Origin of the sequence: Xanthomarina sp. F1114 (genome assembly GCF_026410255.1) — a bacterium.
GTDB lineage: Bacteria > Bacteroidota > Bacteroidia > Flavobacteriales > Flavobacteriaceae > Xanthomarina.
On sequence record NZ_JAPMLL010000018.1, the window covers coordinates 30132 to 49594 of the forward strand.

At 33.3% G+C, this 19463-nt stretch carries 18 protein-coding genes; 14 read left to right on the forward strand and 4 right to left on the reverse strand.

Going from position 1 to position 19463, the window contains the following annotated elements; all coding sequences use genetic code 11:
• Nucleotides 1-19: 19 nt before the first annotated feature.
• Complete coding sequence (locus tag OS188_RS13625; RefSeq protein WP_267149403.1) at nt 20-928, reverse strand: helix-turn-helix transcriptional regulator; 909 nt, start codon at nt 926-928, stop codon at nt 20-22.
• A 189-nt stretch (nt 929-1117) separates the two neighbouring features.
• On the opposite strand from OS188_RS13625, the gene hemA reads away from it, so the two are divergent.
• The 14 genes from hemA to OS188_RS13695 all read left to right on the forward strand — a co-directional run bounded on the left by hemA (nt 1118) and on the right by OS188_RS13695 (nt 16486).
• Complete coding sequence (hemA, locus tag OS188_RS13630) at nt 1118-2380, forward strand: glutamyl-tRNA reductase (RefSeq protein ID WP_267149422.1); 1263 nt, start codon at nt 1118-1120, stop codon at nt 2378-2380.
• Entirely contained in the window at nt 2373-3950 is a 1578-nt protein-coding gene (gene hemC, locus OS188_RS13635; RefSeq protein ID WP_267149404.1) for a hydroxymethylbilane synthase, read from the forward strand. Before hemA ends, hemC begins: the two co-directional genes overlap by 8 nt.
• A gap of 63 nt (nt 3951-4013) precedes the next feature.
• Nucleotides 4014-5042, forward strand: coding sequence for a uroporphyrinogen decarboxylase (gene hemE / locus OS188_RS13640; RefSeq protein ID WP_267149405.1), 1029 nt, complete (start codon nt 4014-4016; stop codon nt 5040-5042).
• A gap of 2 nt (nt 5043-5044) precedes the next feature.
• Nucleotides 5045-5575: a GNAT family N-acetyltransferase gene (locus tag OS188_RS13645; RefSeq protein WP_267149406.1), complete on the forward strand. Its 531-nt coding sequence runs from the start codon at nt 5045-5047 to the stop codon at nt 5573-5575.
• 12 nt (nt 5576-5587) lie between these two features.
• Nucleotides 5588-6496, forward strand: a complete 909-nt coding sequence (gene hemF / locus OS188_RS13650) for an oxygen-dependent coproporphyrinogen oxidase (protein WP_267149407.1) — start codon at nt 5588-5590, stop codon at nt 6494-6496.
• 19 nt (nt 6497-6515) lie between these two features.
• Nucleotides 6516-8066 carry a serine hydrolase gene (locus OS188_RS13655; RefSeq protein WP_267149408.1) on the forward strand — a complete coding sequence of 517 codons (1551 nt, stop codon included), beginning with the start codon at nt 6516-6518 and terminating at the stop codon, nt 8064-8066.
• A 32-nt stretch (nt 8067-8098) separates the two neighbouring features.
• Nucleotides 8099-8488: a YchJ family protein gene (locus tag OS188_RS13660; RefSeq protein ID WP_267149409.1), complete on the forward strand. Its 390-nt coding sequence runs from the start codon at nt 8099-8101 to the stop codon at nt 8486-8488.
• 5 nt (nt 8489-8493) lie between these two features.
• Entirely contained in the window at nt 8494-9486 is a 993-nt protein-coding gene (hemB, locus tag OS188_RS13665) for a porphobilinogen synthase (RefSeq protein WP_267149410.1), read from the forward strand.
• 115 nt (nt 9487-9601) lie between these two features.
• Nucleotides 9602-10690, forward strand: a complete 1089-nt coding sequence (locus OS188_RS13670) for a CNNM domain-containing protein (RefSeq protein WP_267149411.1) — start codon at nt 9602-9604, stop codon at nt 10688-10690.
• Nucleotides 10690-11163 carry a methylated-DNA--[protein]-cysteine S-methyltransferase gene (locus tag OS188_RS13675; protein WP_267149412.1) on the forward strand — a complete coding sequence of 158 codons (474 nt, stop codon included), beginning with the start codon at nt 10690-10692 and terminating at the stop codon, nt 11161-11163. The genes OS188_RS13670 and OS188_RS13675 overlap by 1 nt, the downstream gene beginning before the upstream one ends.
• A gap of 74 nt (nt 11164-11237) precedes the next feature.
• Nucleotides 11238-13649 (forward strand): penicillin acylase family protein, encoded by a 2412-nt coding sequence (locus tag OS188_RS13680; protein ID WP_267149413.1) that lies wholly within the window; start codon nt 11238-11240, stop codon nt 13647-13649.
• Between the two features lie 2 nt (nt 13650-13651).
• Nucleotides 13652-14008 (forward strand): hypothetical protein, encoded by a 357-nt coding sequence (locus OS188_RS13685; RefSeq protein ID WP_267149414.1) that lies wholly within the window; start codon nt 13652-13654, stop codon nt 14006-14008.
• 11 nt (nt 14009-14019) lie between these two features.
• On the forward strand, nt 14020-14733 hold the full coding sequence (locus OS188_RS13690; protein ID WP_267149415.1) for a 3'-5' exonuclease: 714 nt from the start codon (nt 14020-14022) through the stop codon (nt 14731-14733).
• Nucleotides 14734-14794: 61 nt separating this feature from the next.
• Entirely contained in the window at nt 14795-16486 is a 1692-nt protein-coding gene (locus OS188_RS13695) for an ABC transporter ATP-binding protein (protein WP_267149416.1), read from the forward strand.
• A gap of 599 nt (nt 16487-17085) precedes the next feature.
• Here OS188_RS13695 and OS188_RS13700 read toward each other — a convergent pair.
• From OS188_RS13700 to OS188_RS13710, 3 genes are all read right to left on the reverse strand, one after another.
• Nucleotides 17086-17739, reverse strand: coding sequence for a 3-oxoacid CoA-transferase subunit B (locus OS188_RS13700; protein WP_267149417.1), 654 nt, complete (start codon nt 17737-17739; stop codon nt 17086-17088).
• Between the two features lie 90 nt (nt 17740-17829).
• A complete protein-coding gene (locus OS188_RS13705) occupies nt 17830-18531 on the reverse strand; it encodes a CoA transferase subunit A (RefSeq protein WP_267149418.1) in 702 nt (233 codons plus the stop codon).
• A 239-nt stretch (nt 18532-18770) separates the two neighbouring features.
• Nucleotides 18771-19277, reverse strand: a complete 507-nt coding sequence (locus OS188_RS13710; RefSeq protein WP_267149419.1) for a hypothetical protein — start codon at nt 19275-19277, stop codon at nt 18771-18773.
• Nucleotides 19278-19463: the final 186 nt, after the last annotated feature.

Here is a 19463-nt window from a genome sequence, read left to right on the forward strand (position 1 = left end):
TAAAAAACAGCTAATAAATTTAAGATTGCGAAGATACCGACATTATATATTTTTTTGGAGTAGTTCCATATTTCTTTTTAAATGCCGAAATAAAATGACTAGAAGTACTATAACCCACTTTTAAACCTACTTCGTTAACATTTAGATCTCCAGTTTCTAACAGTTTTCTAGAAACTTCCATTTTATAATCGAATAAAAAGCTAAATACAGAATCGCCATAAATTTCCTTAAAACCTTCTTTTAGTTTTCTTAAACTTAACTGAATTTCATCTGCCAACTCCTGTAACGTTGGAGGCTCTGCCATTCGTGAAATAATAATATCTTTAGCTTTCCTAATTTTAATAACATTGGTTTCGTCTACCAAAAATGGACATTGTTCAATATTTGCTTCTTCGCTTCTATTAAAATACAAGCTCAATAATTCATAAGCTTTCCCTTTAAAGTACAGGTTTTTAATAGATGAATTTAAATTGAAATTTATCAATTGGTTTAGTACAATAGCCATAGATGGTGAAATTTTCCCATCTTTATAATATTTTTTATCGACATTATCATCACTCAGAAAAGTAATATAATCTGCTTCCTGAGAAAATAAACCATGGAATTTCTTAATAGATATTAATACAGAAACTAACCAAGAATTAGGGCTCACCACTAGATGAATGGGTAAATCTCGCTGAGGGTTATAAAGTAACAGCGAATTTTCATCTTTAATATCAAGCGCATACCTTCCTTCATTGAAAACAAATTGACTAGATCCTTTTACACAATAATGAAATTGAATAAAACTACTATCTATCTCGCGATCAAGTGTTTCTAAAACACCACTTTCATTCCGATAAGTTAAAACAAAAAAATCCTCCTCAATTTCCAGCTCGTCAAAAGAACCTTGAGCGATATTTTTTTTAGTATTAAAATGTGGATTCATTCTCTTTTATTTAGATTGATTCTAAACTAAATAGTCTAAAAGCATTGATATGAGTGCAAAAGTATGATATTTATCATATAAAAATTAAAATTAAAGTTAAAAAACCCTGAACGACACTTAAAGTTCTTCAAGCGTTACTTTTTGTCTAAACATAGATATACATTTGTTGCTGAATTTTCCAAGTCAGGTATGGATTATATGAACACATCAAAAACAACCTACTTTTATGCTATTGGCTTAAGTTATAAAAAAGCCGATGCTGAAACTAGAGGGCATTTTAGTTTAGACGAACAGGCTAAAATTAACTTATTAAGGCAAGCGAAAGAAACTGGCATAGAGAGTTTAATTGTAAGCTCCACCTGTAACAGAACTGAAATCTACGGCTTTGCAGAACACCCTTATAAACTTATAAAATTACTTTGCGAGAACACAAAAGGAACTGTAGAAGAGTTTCAAGATGTGGCTTATATTTACAAAGGTAAAGATGCCGTATCGCATATGTTTAAGGTTGGATCTGGACTAGATAGTCAGATTCTTGGGGATTTTGAAATTATTAGTCAATTAAGAACAAGCGCTAGAGTTTCAAAAAAAGAGCAGTTATTAAATGCATTTTTAGAGCGCTTAATAAATGCCGTAATTCAAGCTAGTAAACGCATTAAAACCGAAACCAATATTTCGTCTGGAGCAACTTCTGTATCTTATGCTTCCGTGCAATATATTATGAGTCATGTACCAGATATTAGTAATAAAAATATTTTACTTTTTGGTACAGGCAAAATTGGTAGAAATACTTGCGAAAACCTTGTAAAACACACAAAAAACGAACATATTACCTTAATAAACAGAACTAAAAATAAAGCAGAAGAAGTTGCTGGAAGGTTTAATGTTTTAGTTAAGGATTACTCGAATTTACAAGAAGAAATAAATCAATCGGATGTATTAATAGTTGCTACCGGAGCACAGAATCCTACGGTAGACAAACATCTTATCCAATCTAAAAATCCGTTATTAATTTTAGATTTATCTATTCCAAAAAACGTGAATAACAACGTGTCAGAACTAGATCATGTTTCCTTAATTCACCTGGACGATTTATCTCAAATTACAGACGAAACTCTGGAAAAACGCAAGGCACAAATTCCTCTTGCAAAACAAATTATTACAGAAGTTGAAGCAGACTTTAATGGATGGCTTGAAACTAGAAAGTTTGCGCCAACTATTAAAGCATTAAAACTAAAATTAAACGATTTTAAAATTGCTGAATTAGAAACACAACGTAAAAAAATGGCTGGTTTTAACGAAGAGCAAGCCGAATTAATCAGTAATAATATCATACAAAAAATTACCAATCATTTTGCTCATCACTTAAGAGATGAAGCAATTCCTACAGACGAAAGCCTAGAACTTATTAAAAAGGTTTTCCAATTAGAATCCACTACAAACCATGTCTAAAATAATTAGAATTGGAACTCGTGATAGTCAATTAGCACTATGGCAAGCCAAAACAGTACAACAACAATTAGAACACTTAGGACACAAAACAGAACTAATTCCAGTAAAATCTACTGGCGATTTAGTTTTAGATAGACCCCTTTACGAACTGGGTATCACCGGTGTTTTTACTAAAACATTAGATATTGCCATGCTAAATGGAGATATCGATATTGCCGTACATTCCTTAAAAGATGTACCAACTATTTTACCCTATGGCGTTGTACAAGCAGCCGTTATTAAACGTGGAAATATTAATGACTCCTTAGTATTTAAAAATAACGAAGAGTTTTTAGGTCAAAAAGAAGCCATTATAGCAACAGGAAGTTTACGTCGTCGGGCTCAATGGCTAAATAGATATCCTACACATACTGTGGTTGGTTTAAGAGGAAATGTTAATTTACGACTTAAAAAGCTTCAAGATAATTCCGATTGGAATGCCGCAATTTTTGCAGCAGCTGGTTTAGGAAGATTAAATATTAAACCAGAAAATATTATCAATTTAGACTGGATGATTCCAGCTCCTGCTCAGGGCGCTATTATGATAACTGCCCTAGAAGAAGATGAAGAAGTAAGAGCTATTTGTGCCGAACTAAATCATGAAGAAACAGAGATTTGTACAACCATTGAACGCAAATTCTTAAACCTATTGGAAGGTGGATGCTCTGCTCCTATTGGTGCCATAGCCTATATCAAGAATGAAGAAGTGATCTTTAAAGGTGTATTATTAAGTCCGGATGGTACAAAAAAAATAGAAGTTACTAGAACTGAAAAGCTTGGCGAACATAAAGGTATTGCCGAATACTGTTCTAACTATGTCATAGAAAGAGGTGGAAAGGTTTTAATGGATGGCATTAAAAACAATCATAAAAAAACAAATATCTATTCCACAAAGTCTTTTACCGAAGGACAAATGCAACTATTAAACGACGACATAGTGGCAACCAGTAACGATGCTATTAAAATAAGTTTAAACAGAATTTCGGCAGCAGTTTTAAAAGCTCCTATGAAAAATGTGATTATCACAAGTCAAAATACGGTAGAAGCTATTTTAACAAATTGCCCAGCAGAAGATTTAAAATTCGAAAATATCTATTGTGTTGGTCGTCGCACCAAACGTATGGTAGAAAAACGAATTGGGAAAGTTGTTCACTCAGAAAATTACGGAAAAGACTTAGCTAATTACTTAGCTGAATTCATGGAAGGAACCGAAGTTAATTACTTCTGTAGCAATTTAAGATTAGACTATATTCCGGAGATTCTAACTAAGAATAATATTAAAATTAACGAAATTGAAGCTTATCAGACAAAATACGATGCTATTGAGGCAGATCAAGATATCGAAGGCGTTATGTTTTACAGCCCTTCAACTGTTCAAAGCTTTATTAAGAAAAATCATGCTAATGGAATAGCTTTCTGCATTGGCGACTCTACGGCTTTAGAAGCTAGAAAACATTTTAAAGATGTTCGAGTTGCTAAAATTCCAACTGTTGAAAGTGTTATTGAATTAGTAAACGAACATTATAACTAAGGTTATTACAAGAATTAAAGTACAACTAAAAATATTCCCGAATATTCAGGGATGACAAAAAATATGAGCATAAAAAACGATTTATTTTTAAGAGCATTAAAAGGTGAAACCGTAGACCGTCCTCCCGTATGGATGATGCGTCAAGCTGGACGCTATTTACCTGAATTCATGGAAATCAAAGAAAAATACGATTTCTTTACACGTTGTAGAACTCCAGATTTAGCTAGTGAAATTACCGTACAACCTATTCGTAGATACGGAATGGATGCTGCAATTTTATTTAGCGATATTCTGGTAATTCCACAGGCCATGAATATTGAGGTGCAAATGAAACCTAATTTTGGACCTTATTTACCAAATCCTATTCGTACCCAAAAAGATGTGGACAACGTAATTGTACCAGACGTTACCGTAGAATTAGATTATGTATACCAAGCTATAAAACAGACCAAAGAAAAACTAAATAACGAAGTGCCGTTAATAGGTTTTGCTGGTTCTCCATGGACTATTTTATGCTATTGTGTACAAGGTCAAGGAAGTAAGAATTTTGATAAAGCAAAGGAGTTTTGTTTTACAAACCCTATTGCCGCTCACCAATTACTTCAAAAAATTACAGATACTACCATTGCCTATTTAAAAGAAAAGGTAAAAGCTGGCGTAAATGCTGTTCAGGTTTTTGATTCTTGGGGAGGCATGTTGTCTCCTGTAGATTACCAAGAATTTTCTTGGCAATATATCCAGCAAATTATCGATGCATTAAAAGATGAAACTCCAGTAATAGCTTTTGGAAAAGGTTGCTGGTTTGCTTTAGACGAAATGTCAAAATCTGGTGCTTCGGCCCTGGGAATTGATTGGACATGCTCGGCTCAAAATGCACGTTATTTAACTGGTGGAAATATTACATTACAAGGAAATTTTGATCCTACAAGATTGTTTTCCCCTCCAGCAGAAATCAAAAAAATGGTACATCAAATGATTAACGATTTCGGAAAAGATAAATATATCGTAAATTTAGGGCATGGAATTCTACCAAATATTCCCCTAGATAATGCCAAAGCATTTATTGATGCCGTTAAAGAATATCACGTATAAAAATGACTTTTTCAACAGTAACATTTAAACTTGAAGCCCTCAAACCAGAAGACGCCTCAAGTTTAAGTGCTCTGATGATTTCTAATGGAAAAAGTTTTCAAAAATATTTACCTAAAACCTTAGAGCAAAATCTTTCGGAAGCTGCTTCTAAAATCTATATCTCCAATAAAAATAAAGCCACTAAAAACAAAACAGAGTTCACTTTTGCTATTAAAGATATTGAAACCAATGCTGTGGCAGGTTTAGTTACTCTAAAAAACATTGACTATCAATTAAAACAAGGTGAATTTGCTTATTGCATTGGCAAAAAATACTCGGGGAAAGGTTGGATTACACAAAGCATAAAAGCTGTTTCTAAATTTGCTTTAGAAGAGTTAGGATTAAAAAATCTGCACATACTTATTCACAAAACAAACTTAAGTAGCATTCAGGTAGCTGAACGTTGCGGATTTACCTGGTCCAAAACTTTGGAGAAAGAATTTGTTTCGGAAAAATCAAATGTAGATATGGAGCTCTTTGAGCTTCAATATTAAAAAACAAAAAAAATGAAAGATAAATTTTACCAATATATACAAGAGCTACAAGATAGTATTACCTCCAAACTAGAAGCTGTAGACGGTAAAGCCAAATTTCAAGAAGACCTTTGGGAACGTCCTGAAGGTGGTGGAGGCAGAACCCGGGTTATAGAAAATGGGCATGTTTTTGAAAAAGGAGGTGTCAATATTTCTGCTGTCCATGGCGAACTTCCAGAAACCATGCGTAAGCATTTTGGCGTAAAAGATGCCAATTTTTTTGCCTGTGGATTAAGCTTGGTCCTACACCCAAAAAGCCCAATGGTTCCAACAGTTCATGCCAATTGGCGCTATTTTGAAATGTACGATCCAGAAGGAAATATTGTAGATAGTTGGTTTGGCGGTGGACAAGATTTAACACCTTATTATTTGTTTGATGAAGATGCCATACATTTTCATCGTATATGTAAAACAGCCTGCGACAACCATCATCCAGAATTTTATCCAACCTACAAAAACAGATGTGATGAATACTTCTATAATTCGCATAGAAACGAAGGTCGAGGCATTGGAGGTTTATTTTTCGATTACTGCAAAGCTACAGACAACATGAATATGAAAAACTGGTACGACTTTGTAACTGAAGTAGGCGATAGCTTTTTAGAAGCTTATGTACCTATAGTCGAAAAAAGAAAAAATTTACCTTATACAGACGCACAGCGTACCTGGCAAGAAATTCGTCGTGGACGCTATGTAGAATTTAATCTAGTGCATGATAAAGGCACACTTTTCGGTCTCAAAACTAACGGAAGGATAGAGAGTATTTTAATGAGTTTACCACCTCATGTACAATGGGTTTACAATCATCATCCAGAGCCTGGAAGCGAAGAAGAAAAATTAATAAAAGTACTCGAAAATCCTAAAGAATGGATTGTTTCTTAAAATTCAAAATCAATAAAAAATGAAAACAAAATTCTCTATTTTATTATTTTTAATATCCTGTATTTCCTTTTCTCAAATTGAAGAAAAGAAATTAGATGATATCATTCAAAACACTTTAGAAACCTTTGATGTTCCTGGTATTTCAGTAGGAATTATTAAAGATGGTGAAACAATATATTCAAAAGGCTTTGGTGTAAGATCTTTGACTACAAATCAAGAAATGACGGATGAAACCTTAGTCGGAATTGCATCTAATTCAAAAGGATTTACTGCTACTGCCTTAGCCATTTTGGCCGATGAAGGTAAATTGAGTTTTAATGACAAGGTTTCTAAACATATTCCTGAGTTTAAAATGCATGATGCTTATGCTTCGCAGGAAGTAACCATCAAAGATTTAATTACACACCGTGCTGGTCTTGGTTTAGGTCAAGGCGATTTGATGTTTTTCCCCGAAGGAGGAAGTCTTACGGTTAACGACATTATCCATAATGTAAGATATTTAAAACCTGAGAATTCTTTTAGAAGTACTTTAGATTATAACAATATAATGTTTATTGTTGCTGGCGAAGTTATTCATAGAGTTTCTGGGCTTTCCTGGGCAGAATTTATAGAACAAAAGATTCTAAAACCTGTTGGAATGACTTCAAGCTATGGAAGTTATAATAACGCTAAAAAGGCCAATGTTTCAAATATTATTGATGCTCATGCCCCTGTTGATGGCAAAGTAGTAGCTATTCCTCACGATTGGAATGAAACTGCAAATGCGGCTGGTGGAATTATTAGTAATATTAAAGATATGAACACCTGGGCAGAGTTTTTAATGAATGGTTTTACAACAAAAGAAGGTGTAAAACTTGTTACAGACAAGCAAATTTATCAATTATGGAATCTTCAAATAGCAAGCCCTGTATCTTTAAAAAACTCATACGATTCTAATTTTCGTGGTTATGGATTAGGCTGGTTTTTAACCGATGTAAAAGGACATAAACAAGTATATCATACAGGTGGATTAATAGGAACAGTTACACAATTTACATTAATTCCTGATATGAATTTAGGAATTGTTGTACTTACCAATCAGCAAAGTGGTGCTGCATTTAGTGCCATTACTAATACTATAAAAGACGCATATTTAGGTGTTGAAGATAGAGATTGGCTAAAAAAATACAACGAAATAATGACCAAGAGAAATGCTGAATTTGAAAAAGAAAAACAAGAAGTTTTTGCAAAATCAGAGGCTTTTAAGAAAGATAAAAAATGTCAGATAAAAAACGAGCAAATTATAGGAACATACACAGATAATTGGTTTGGAGATGTAGAAATTTTAAACGACGGAAATACGTTACGAATTTCCTGCAAAACTTCTCCAAGATTAAAAGGCGAATTAATTCCTTATTCCTCTAATGTTATGATTGCAAAATGGGATGATAGAAGTTATGATGCCGATGTGTTTGTAAATTTTCAATTCGATGAAAACGGGAAAGCTCAAGGCATGAAATTAAAACCAATTTCTGATATTACCGATTTTAGTTTCGATTTTGAAGATTTAGATTTGAAGAAAAAAGAATAATCACATTACAAAACCAATAGACCGAGATTGACATGCTATGCTATTGCGGAAATAATAAAACCTACCAAGAATGTTGCAAAGTGTTTCATTTAAACGATGGAAAAACGGAAACAGCAGAACAACTTATGCGTTCTAGATATAGTGCTTTTGTATTGGCCAATGGTGATTATTTAATGCAAACCCATCATAAATCTACAAGACCAATAGCAGAAAAAGAAGCCATTGTAAAATGGGCTAAATCTGTAAAATGGATAAAACTTGAGGTGCTTAAAACCACTAAAGGTTTAAAAAATGATGAAGAAGGCACAGTTATATTTAATGCTTATTTTAATGAAAACGGTACCAATAACCATATTCATGAAAAATCTGCTTTTATAAAAGAAAATGACACATGGTATTACTTAGGTTATGCCAAAAATTAGAAATTATGTATCCAATAAAAAGAAACCGAAGACTAAGATCTAACGAAGCTATTAGAAGCTTAGTCCGAGAAACAATTATTTCTCCAACAGATTTTTTAGTACCACTTTTTGTGGTTGAAGGTAAAGGAGTGAAAGAAGAAATTGCTTCCATGCCAAATTATTATCGTTACAGTTTAGATTTACTTGAAAAAGAAGTCAAAGAACTCTGGAGTCTAGGATTAAGGTCGGTATTGCTTTTTGTAAAAGTTCCGGACAACCTAAAAGACAATGCTGGAAAAGAAGCTATAAATCCAAAAGGATTAATGCAACGTGCCATTAAAACTGTTAAAAATGCCTGTCCGGATATGTTAGTAATGACAGATGTGGCCATGGATCCATATTCTATGTACGGACATGATGGTATTGTGGAAAACGGAATGATTTTAAACGACGAAAGTGTCGATATACTCACCGAAATGAGCTTGTCTCACGCCAATGCTGGAGCAGATTTTGTAGCACCAAGCGATATGATGGACGGTCGTATATTAAGTATTCGTGAGGCTTTTGAAGACGAAGGGTTTTTAAACACAGGAATTATGAGTTATTCGGCTAAATATGCTTCGGCATTTTATGGTCCTTTTCGCGATGCTTTAGATTCTGCTCCAGTAGATTTAAAAAACATTCCAAAAGATAAGAAAACTTACCAAATGGATTATGCCAACCGTTTTGAAGCCATCAGAGAAACAGAAATGGATATTGATGAAGGTGCAGATATCGTCATGATAAAACCAGGACTTTGCTACCTGGATATTGTCCGAGACATTAAAGAAGAAGTGGATGTTCCAGTAGCAGTTTATCAGGTTTCTGGCGAATATGCCATGCTTAAAGCTGCTGCAGAAAAAGGCTGGTTAAACCATGATGCCGTAATGATGGAACAAATTACCGCTATGAAGCGTGCTGGAGCAGACATAATTGCTTCCTATTTTGCAAAAGATGTTGTTAAGCTATTAAATAGTTAAACTTTTCTATTCTAAATTAATCAAAGACCTCAACTTTTTTTAAGAATTGAGGTCTTTTTGTTTCTAAGGTTGTAAATTGGATTTTGTAAATTAGCAAAAAACAAATTATACTTTAATGAGCACACTCATTTTTTGGGCTACCATATCAATTTTTTTTTCATTTCTATGCTCCATCCTGGAAGCTGTTTTATTAAGTGTTACACCGACCTTTATTAATGTAAAAAAACAAGAAGGAAAAGACTATGCGTTTAAACTTGAAGCTCTAAAAGAAGATGTCGATCAGCCTCTTATAGCCATCTTAACTTTAAACACTATTGCACATACTTTGGGTGCTATGATGGTAGGTATTGAAGCTGAAAAACTACCTTATAAGATAGAATTCTTCGGAATAAATACCGTGGGAATTGTATCGGCTATCATGACCTTACTTATCTTAGTAGTTTCAGAAATTATACCAAAAACTATTGGTGCTACCTACTGGAAATCTTTGGCTGGTTTTACAGCAACAGCACTTAATATCTTAATATTTCCTCTAAAATATACAGGTATTTTATGGCTTTTAAGACTTACAACTAAACTTATTGGAGGAAAAGGTCATGGAAGTGTTATGAGTAGAGAAGACTTTCATGCTATGACAAATATTGCTGAAGAAGAAGGTGTTTTTCAAGAATCGGAAAGTAAGGTAATAAAAAACATGCTTACCTTTAAAGAAGTATTGGCAAAAGACGTTATGACCCCTCGAACTATTATGTCTATTGAAAATGAAAACCAAAGTGTTGAAACATTTTTTAAAAATAATGCCAATATAAAATTCTCCCGAATCCCAGTATTTACAGATAATCCAGATAATATTACTGGCTTGGTTTTAAAAGACGAAGTATTTAAAGAAATGGCCTTTGGTAATGGAAATAAATTACTTTCAGATATTAAAAGAAATATTATAATTGTGAATAGAAGCACTCCAATTCCTCTGCTTTTCGATCAATTAGTTGAAAGTAAAAACCACATGGCTTTAGTGGTAGACGAATACGGATCTGTGAGTGGTTTGGTAACCATGGAAGACGTTATTGAAACGCTTTTAGGCTTAGAGATTATGGACGAAAGTGATGATGTTCCAGATTTACAACTTTTAGCTAGACGCAGTTGGGAAGCCAGAGCACAGCGTCTTGGATTAATAGACGATATTAAACCTGAAGAAGAATAATGGAAGATTGCATTATAAAAACACCTCTTGGTTTTACTAAAATTACTGGAGACGAAAATGGCATCTCATCTATTATTGTATTGAATTCCGAAGAACGAATTACTGATATTATTCCCATAGAATTAGAAGATTGCGTGCAGCAACTAAAAGAGTATTTTGAAGGTTTACGTAAAAATTTTGATCTTGAATTAAATCCAGAAGGCACAGATTTTCAAAAGAGAGTCTGGGACGCTTTATTAAAAATTCCCTTTGGAAAAACACTGTCTTATCTCGAACTTTCCAAACAACTTGGCGATGTTAAAGCTATAAGAGCTGTTGCCAATGCCAATGGTAAAAATCCCTTATGGATAGTAGTTCCTTGCCACAGAGTTATTGGTAGCGATGGCAGTTTAACGGGTTATGCTGGAGGTTTACACAGAAAAAAATGGTTGCTAGAACACGAAAGTCCGTATAAACAACAATCCCTTTTTTAATTTAAATCTTCATGTTTTTTCAAAATTTAAAATTCAACAAAAACATATATCTTTAGTCTTTAAAACCTTCATAAATGAAATACCTCAAATTTTTAGTTTCCCTGCTGCTTCTTATTGGCATTTTTTTTATTTTAAACACCAAGTTGGGGGCAGTTCCTGCTCTAGGCGAATTTTTAAATCCAGCTCAAGGAATCTGGCAAAATGAACAAACCGAATCTACTACTGGAAATGTAGAGATTCCTAACCTTTCGGAGAAGGTAACTGTGCACTACGATGAAAACCTTGTACCTCATATTTTTGCACAAAACGACACAGATTTGTACCGAGCGCAAGGCTATATTACTGCCAAACATAGACTTTGGCAAATGGATTTCCAAACCTTTGCAGCTGCCGGAAGATTATCTGAAATTATTGGTGAAAAAGCTTTGGATTACGATAGAGCCCAACGCAGAAAAGGCATAGGTTTTGGTGCCGAAAACGCCATAAAGAAAATGGAAGCTGAAGATCCAGAGATTATAGAGCTTCTAGAAGCTTACAGCGATGGAGTTAATAGTTATATTCAATCTTTAAACCCAAAAGACTATCCTGTAGAATACAAATTGTTAGGCTATCAGCCGGAATTATGGGCTTTAGATAAAACAGCCTATTTACTTATGTATATGACAGATATGTTGTGTAGTAGAGAGCACGATTTAGAATATACCAATGCCTTGAGGTTATTAGGTGAAGAGCGATTTGATTTGTTATACCCAGATTTTTTTGATGTAAACGATCCAATTATTTCTAAAGAAACAGATTGGAGCTATATAGAAACCGCTATTACTGAAACCCCACTTAGCGAATTACCCTTAGATTCTATTGCGGAAACCATGGAAAAACCTCACGCTAATAATGGGAGTAATAATTGGGCGGTATCTGGTAAAAAATCTTATTCTGGTAATCCCATTCTTGCCAACGATCCACACTTAGGCCTTAATTTACCATCAATATGGTTTGTTATGCAATTGGCTACTCCAGAACATAACTCTTATGGCGCAACCCTTCCTGGAGCCATGGGCGTGGTTTCAGGTTTTAATACAGATATTGCATGGGCAGAAACCAATGCCACAAGAGATGTCAAGGATTGGTATAAAATTGAATTTAAGGATAAGAGTAGAACTCAGTATAAATATAATGGTGCCTGGAAAGATGCTACCTTAAGGGTTGAAGAAATAAAAATTAACGGAAAAGAAACCTTTATAGACTCGGTAATTTATACCCATCATGGGCCTGTAAGTTACGATCATACTTTTAAAGGCAACGGACAAGAAGTAGGTTATGCTATGAAATGGATTGGGCATATTGGTGGTAACAATCAAAGAACTTTAATCGATTTAAACTCATCAAAAAATTACGACGATTACTTAGCAGCTCTTCAACATTGGGTGGCTCCAGCTCAAAACTTTGCCTTTGCATCAACTTCAGGAGATATTGCCTTATGGATTCAAGGGTTATTTCCAAATAAGTGGCAAGGACAAGGAAAGTTTTTAATGGATGGCAGCAATCCAGATCACGACTGGCAAAGCTTTATTCCTAAAGAGAATAACGCCTTTTCAAAAAATCCAGAACGTGGTTTTGTAAGTTCGGCAAATCAACATCCTGTAGATAAATCTTATCCGTTTTATGTGTTTAACGATGGTTATGAAACTTATAGAAACCGTGTGATTAACGATTTCTTCCGTTCAAAAGAAACCTTTAACATTCAAGATTTTAAAGACCTTCAAAACAATAATTATAATTTAAGAGCTTCTGAATTATTGCCATACATGTTAGAACACATAGATAATTCTAGCTTGAGTAACGAAGAACAAGAGGTTTTAAAACTTATTACAGCCTGGGATTATAATAGCGATATCGATAAAATTGCTCCGAGTATTTGGGATTTATGGTGGAAGAAATTATACCCATTAACCTGGGATGAATTTGATGATGAAAACATAGCTTATATGAAACCGTTTATGTACCAAACCATCTATTTACTTAAAAACTATCCAGAAGATGAACTTATGGATATTGTAGCAACACCTGAAAAAGAAACAGCTAAAGACCTGTTTTTAATTACTTTTAAAGAAACAGTTAAAGAGCTTAATGAATGGAAAGAAATTCATGGCAATTATAACTGGCAAGCTTATAAAGCGACTTATGTTGGACATTTATTACAGGGTTTACCTGCTTTTTCTAGATTCGATTTACCAATTGGTGGAGACAGACATACCGTAAATGCAGCCGATACCAATCATGGTCCTTCTTGGAGAATGATTGTAGAAATGACATCGCCACCAACCGCTTTAGGAATATATCCAGGAGGTCAATCTGGAAATCCAGGCAGTAAATATTACGATAATTTTATTGATCGTTGGGCTGTTGGAGAATATTTTGAAGCTCTCTTTATTCAAGATCAAAACAACACAGAAGGCGTAATTTCCACCCAAACTTTAACTCCGTAATCATGACAAAAAACATCATTAATTTTATAGTAACAATAGTCTTAGCCATTATTCTTTCACAGTTTTTACCTTGGTGGTCGGTTATGGTAGCAGCCTTTGCCACAGGTCTGTTTTTTAGTTTGAAACGTGCTTCGGTATTTGTCGTACCTTTTTTAGCTATTACTCTTTTCTGGGTGACCTATTCCTTTTGGTTAAGCAGTACTAACGATTTTATTCTAGCTAAAAAGATGGCCGTATTATTACCTTTAAATGGAAATGCTTATCTTTTAATTTTAGTTACGGGAATTATTGGAGGTCTTGCTGCTGGAGTTGCTGGAATATTTGGAAAACAATGCGTAACTTTATTATCTAAGTCTTAAAAATTGTTTAGATGATTAATAAATTAAATCTCGAGAATATTCTTTTTCTGGACATTGAAACTGTTCCAGAAAATCAGCATTTCTCAGATTTAGATAAAACCAAACAAGACCTTTGGGAACAAAAAACCCAATATCAAAGAAAAGACGAATTCACTGCCGAAGAATTCTACGATAGAGCCGGCATTTGGGCCGAATTTGGTAAAATAGTCTGCATATCGGTAGGCTATTTTAAATATCAAGGAGATATTAGAACCTTTCGGGTAACTTCTTTTTACGGAGAAGAAACCGATATTTTAAAAGATTTTAAAAATCTGCTTGCCTCACATTTCAGTCAGACCAAACACTTATTATGCGCCCATAATGGAAAGGAATTCGATTTTCCGTACATCGCCAGACGGATGATTATTCATGGCATAGAATTGCCATACAAATTAAATCTCTTTGGTAAAAAACCTTGGGAAGTACCACATCTGGACACTTTAGAATTATGGAAATTTGGCGATTATAAGCATTATACTTCTTTAAAATTACTGACTAATATTTTAGGAATCCCTTCGCCTAAAGATGATATTGATGGCAGTGAAGTCTATCGGGTTTATTACGAAGAAAAGGAAATAGACCGGATTATTACCTATTGTGAAAAAGACACGATTGCTGTGGCTCAAATCTTCTTGAAACTCCGTGGCGATGAGTTGCTTCATACTAATGAGATTGTGCACATATAAAAACCATCCTAATTAAGAACCAAATTAAAATCTAGCTATTTAAAAATAACTACATTTACATATGCCAAATACGCATTTACTTACTGTTAAAAACCTATCTATTTCTTTCACTTCTAACAGCATAGAGAAAGAGATTATCCATGATATTTCCTTTCATTTAAAAACCAATGAAATTCTTGGAATTGTTGGAGAATCCGGTTCTGGAAAATCGGTGTCGTCTCTTGCTATACTTGGACTATTACCAAAACAAGTTTCCAAAATAACCACTGGAAGCATTTTGTACAATGGTGTAGATTTAACTAAAATTAATTCCAAGGATTTTCAAAAAATAAGAGGGAACGATATTGCCATGATTTTTCAAGAACCTATGAGTTCTTTAAACCCATCCATGCCTTGTGGAAAACAAGTATTAGAAATTTTATTACAGCACACAAAACTCTCTAAAAAGGAAGCTAAAACTGAGACTTTAGAACTTTTTAAAAAGGTAAAACTCCCAAATCCAGAACGCGTTTATAAAGCTTATCCACATGAAATCTCTGGTGGTCAGAAGCAACGGGTTATGATTGCCATGGCAATAGCATGTAAACCTAAAATTTTGATTGCAGACGAACCAACAACAGCTTTAGATGTTACCGTACAAAAGGAGATTATTTTGCTCTTAAAACAGTTGCAGGCTGAAGAAGATATGAGCATTATTTTTATTTCGCACGATTTATCTCTGGTCTCTGAAATTTCAGATCGGATTTTAGTTATGTATCAAGGGAATATTGTAGAGCAAGGTTCAGTTCTTCAAATTTTTAAAAGTCCAGAACATATTTATACAAAAGCCTTGATCAACTCCAAACCTTCCCTAGATGTGCGATTAAAAAGACTTCCTACCATAAAAGATTTTATGAATGAAACTACGGATAGGTCTATTGTTTCTAGCGAAGACAGAAAGCTATTTCATAAAAACATTTATTCTAAAGCACCATTATTAGAAGTGATTAATTTGGAGAAATCTTATATTTCTAAATCTGGTTGGTTTTCTAAACCTGAAGTTTTTAAAGCTGTAGATCAAGTTAATTTTAAATTATATGAAGGTGAAACCCTTGGTTTAGTTGGAGAATCTGGTTGTGGAAAATCTACTTTAGCAAATGCCATTTTACAATTAGACAAAGCTACATCTGGATCTATTTTATATGAAGGTATAGATATCACTAAACTATCTAAAAAAGAAGTAAGAAAACTTAGAAAAGACATTCAAATTATTTTTCAAGATCCTTATGCTTCATTAAATCCACGAATTCCTGTTGGAAAAGCCATTATGGAACCTATGAAAGTTCATGGTATTGGAGTTTCAGAGGAAGAAAGAAAAAATCTCGTTTTAGATTTATTGCTGAAAGTTGGTTTAGATGAAACGTATTTTAATAGATATCCTCATGAATTTTCTGGAGGACAAAGACAGCGAATTGGCATTGCACGAGCCATTTCTATAGAGCCAAAATTAATTATTTGCGATGAGTCTGTTTCCGCTTTAGATATTTCTGTTCAAGCACAAGTACTTAATTTGTTGAACGATTTAAAAGAGAATTTTGGATTTACTTATATTTTTATTTCACACGATCTAGCTGTGGTGAAATATATGTCCGATCAATTAATAGTTATGAATCAAGGACAAATTGAAGAAATGGACGATGCCGATGTTATTTATAACCATCCGAAGAAAAACTATACCAAAAAATTAATTCATGCTATTCCAAAAGGATTATAACATGAATACTTTTTTAGTTAAATACATCAAACTTTTAATAAAGCGTCCGGTACTTTGCAAACTAGAATTTAATTTGCTCTCGTAATTTGTAGGTTGTTTAGGTAGATTTGGGGCAAAATTCATAAGTAATAGTTTTAGCAGATTTGGGGATTCTTTTTATTCTAAATTTATAATAGATTTGGGGCAAATTATAAATTTAAAGTTTTAAAGAATTAGGTCAATTAGTTATTTAGATTTGGTTCTGCTAATATGAAACTTTTTTTGACTTATTCAGCTAAAATACACAATAAATCGATGAAATACTTAAAATTTTAACATTTAAGACAAATTATTATTACTTTTCTTACATATAAATGGTTTGTAATTTTTGTGTATTACAAAATAAAGCCACAAATCCAGAAATAAAATTAGTTTTATATTTCGGAGTTTATGGCTCTAAATTATGTCTTAAAAAGACTTTATTTTATATTTTAGAAATGATTTCTTTTCAAACGTATTTTAAGTAGTGATTTTATTTTTCTACTTAAATAAATGGAGTTCCTTAAAAACTCATTTTATTTGTTGTGTCTATTTTATATAATGGACAAATGGAATTCGTATTAAATACTCATTTCAGGGATTTCTCCATCTATAATTAAGGTACCTTCGGTAGCTTTCTGGATTTCTTCTACAGAAACTCCTGGAGCACGTTCTAAGAGTTTAAATCCATTTTCAGTAACTTCTAGAACGGCTAGATTAGTCACCACCTTTTTAACACAGCCTACGCCCGTTAAAGGTAAACTACATTTTTTAAGTAGTTTAGAGTCGCCCGCTCTGTTGGTATGCATCATGGCAACAATAATATTTTCGGCACTAGCAACTAAATCCATGGCACCACCCATCCCTTTTACCATTTTTCCTGGTATTTTCCAATTGGCTATATCGCCATTCTCTGCTACTTCCATAGCGCCAAGAATGGTTAAGTCTACGTGTTGTCCACGGATCATGGAAAAGCTCATGGAGGAGTCAAAAAAACTAGCTCCAGGTAAAGCGGTAATGGTTTGTTTTCCTGCATTAATTAAATCGGCATCTTCTTCTCCTTCAAAAGGAAAAGGCCCCATTCCTAGAATGCCATTTTCACTTTGGAATTCCACTTCTATATCGTCTCTTACATAATTAGCTACTAGAGTTGGAATACCAATCCCTAGGTTAACATAGTAGCCATCTTGTACTTCTTTAGCTATGCGTTTAGCAATTCCTGTTTTATCTAACATTTTTTAAGTTTTAAGTGTCTAAAATTGAACTTTAGTAGGTGCAATACGTATAATTTTTAATGCACGATATGTTCTTATAACTTCTTTTTATTAATCTCTTTGTCTAACTGTAAGTTGTTCTATACGTTTCTCGTAGGCTTCTCCTTGAAAAATACGTTGTACAAAAATACCTGGGATATGAATTTGATTTGGGTCTAAACTTCCTACTGGAACTAATTCTTCCACCTCAGCGACAGTAATTTTTGCAGAACCACACATGGCGGGATTAAAATTCCTGGCGGTGCCTTTAAAAACTAAATTTCCTGCTGCATCGCCTTTCCAGGCTTTTACAAAAGCAAAATCGGCTTTAAACGCCTGTTCTAAAACATACATTTTCCCATCAAATTCTCTAACTTCTTTACCTTCTGCCACTTCGGTTCCGTAACCTGCAGGTGTAAAAAACGCCGGGAAACCAGATTGTGCTGCACGACAACGTTCTACTAAAGTTCCTTGAGGTACTAATTCCACATCCAATTCGCCACTTAACATCTGACGTTCAAACTCGTCGTTTTCGCCAACATAAGAGGAAATCATTTTCTTAATTTGTTTTTTATGAAGTAGTAAACCTAAGCCAAAGTCGTCCACTCCAGCATTATTTGAAATACAAGTGAGGTCTTTAAGGTTTAATTTTACCAACTCATTGATACTATTTTCTGGAATACCACAAAGCCCAAAACCTCCAAACATAAAGGTCATATTATCTTGAACGCCATCTAGCGCTTCATGAACATTTGCCACTTTTTTATTAATCATGTTACCGTTGTTTTATTGTAGTGGAAAAATACGAAATAAAAAAGCCATTCTAAAAAGAATGGCTCAATTAATATGTTGCTTTTAAGATTAATTTCTTTAATCTTTTATAATTACAGGTAATGTTTCAGGAATATTGTCTGCATCAAATATTTGCGATTTCACCATATCTTAAATAATAAATTTTAATGTTCTCTGCTAAATATGCGTTTTCATTGTCTTATTTTATAAGTTTATATTGTTTAGTCTTTTATAATCTCTAATAATCTAACACTACTAACATCAGGATTTTCTGTCCAAACATTTACATTATTATACCAAACCTTATTGCAAACAGTATGGTTACTTCCATATCTATAACTTGTTTTAATTGTGTCTGTTTCAGTGTCATTCCATTCAATATACGTAATGGCATTATCCACTAAAAAAGTATTTGGTGTTAAGGACATTGCGTAAATATCTTCTTGAGAATCTTCAGGTGTAATAATTTTAAAATTCCTAGGAAAATCATAATTTGAATTATATACTTCTTCAACATCTCCATTTTCTTTTAAATAATAAATTTTTATATTTTCACTTAAATATGCATTTGGATTGTTAGGGTTTAACAAATCAATATTATTATTGTCTTTAAGAGTAATTGTTATTCCGACATCTAAATTATAATAATCACTGCCATTGCTACTGTCATCTAAACTACAGGAAAGCATTAATAAACTTATTAAAAACAAGGCAATTGCATTTCTCATAATAATATATTTTAAATTTATTTTTTTTTACGGTTTTATTTATTCCTTCCTCGTATTCCTCATCAATTCAAGAATTTAAACTAAAAATAAATGTTGCTACAAGCAATATTAATCCAGTAATATTATCAAGCCTTAAAAACTCAATATCTTAACTTTCAACATGTCAAACTTATAAAAAAAAAAAAA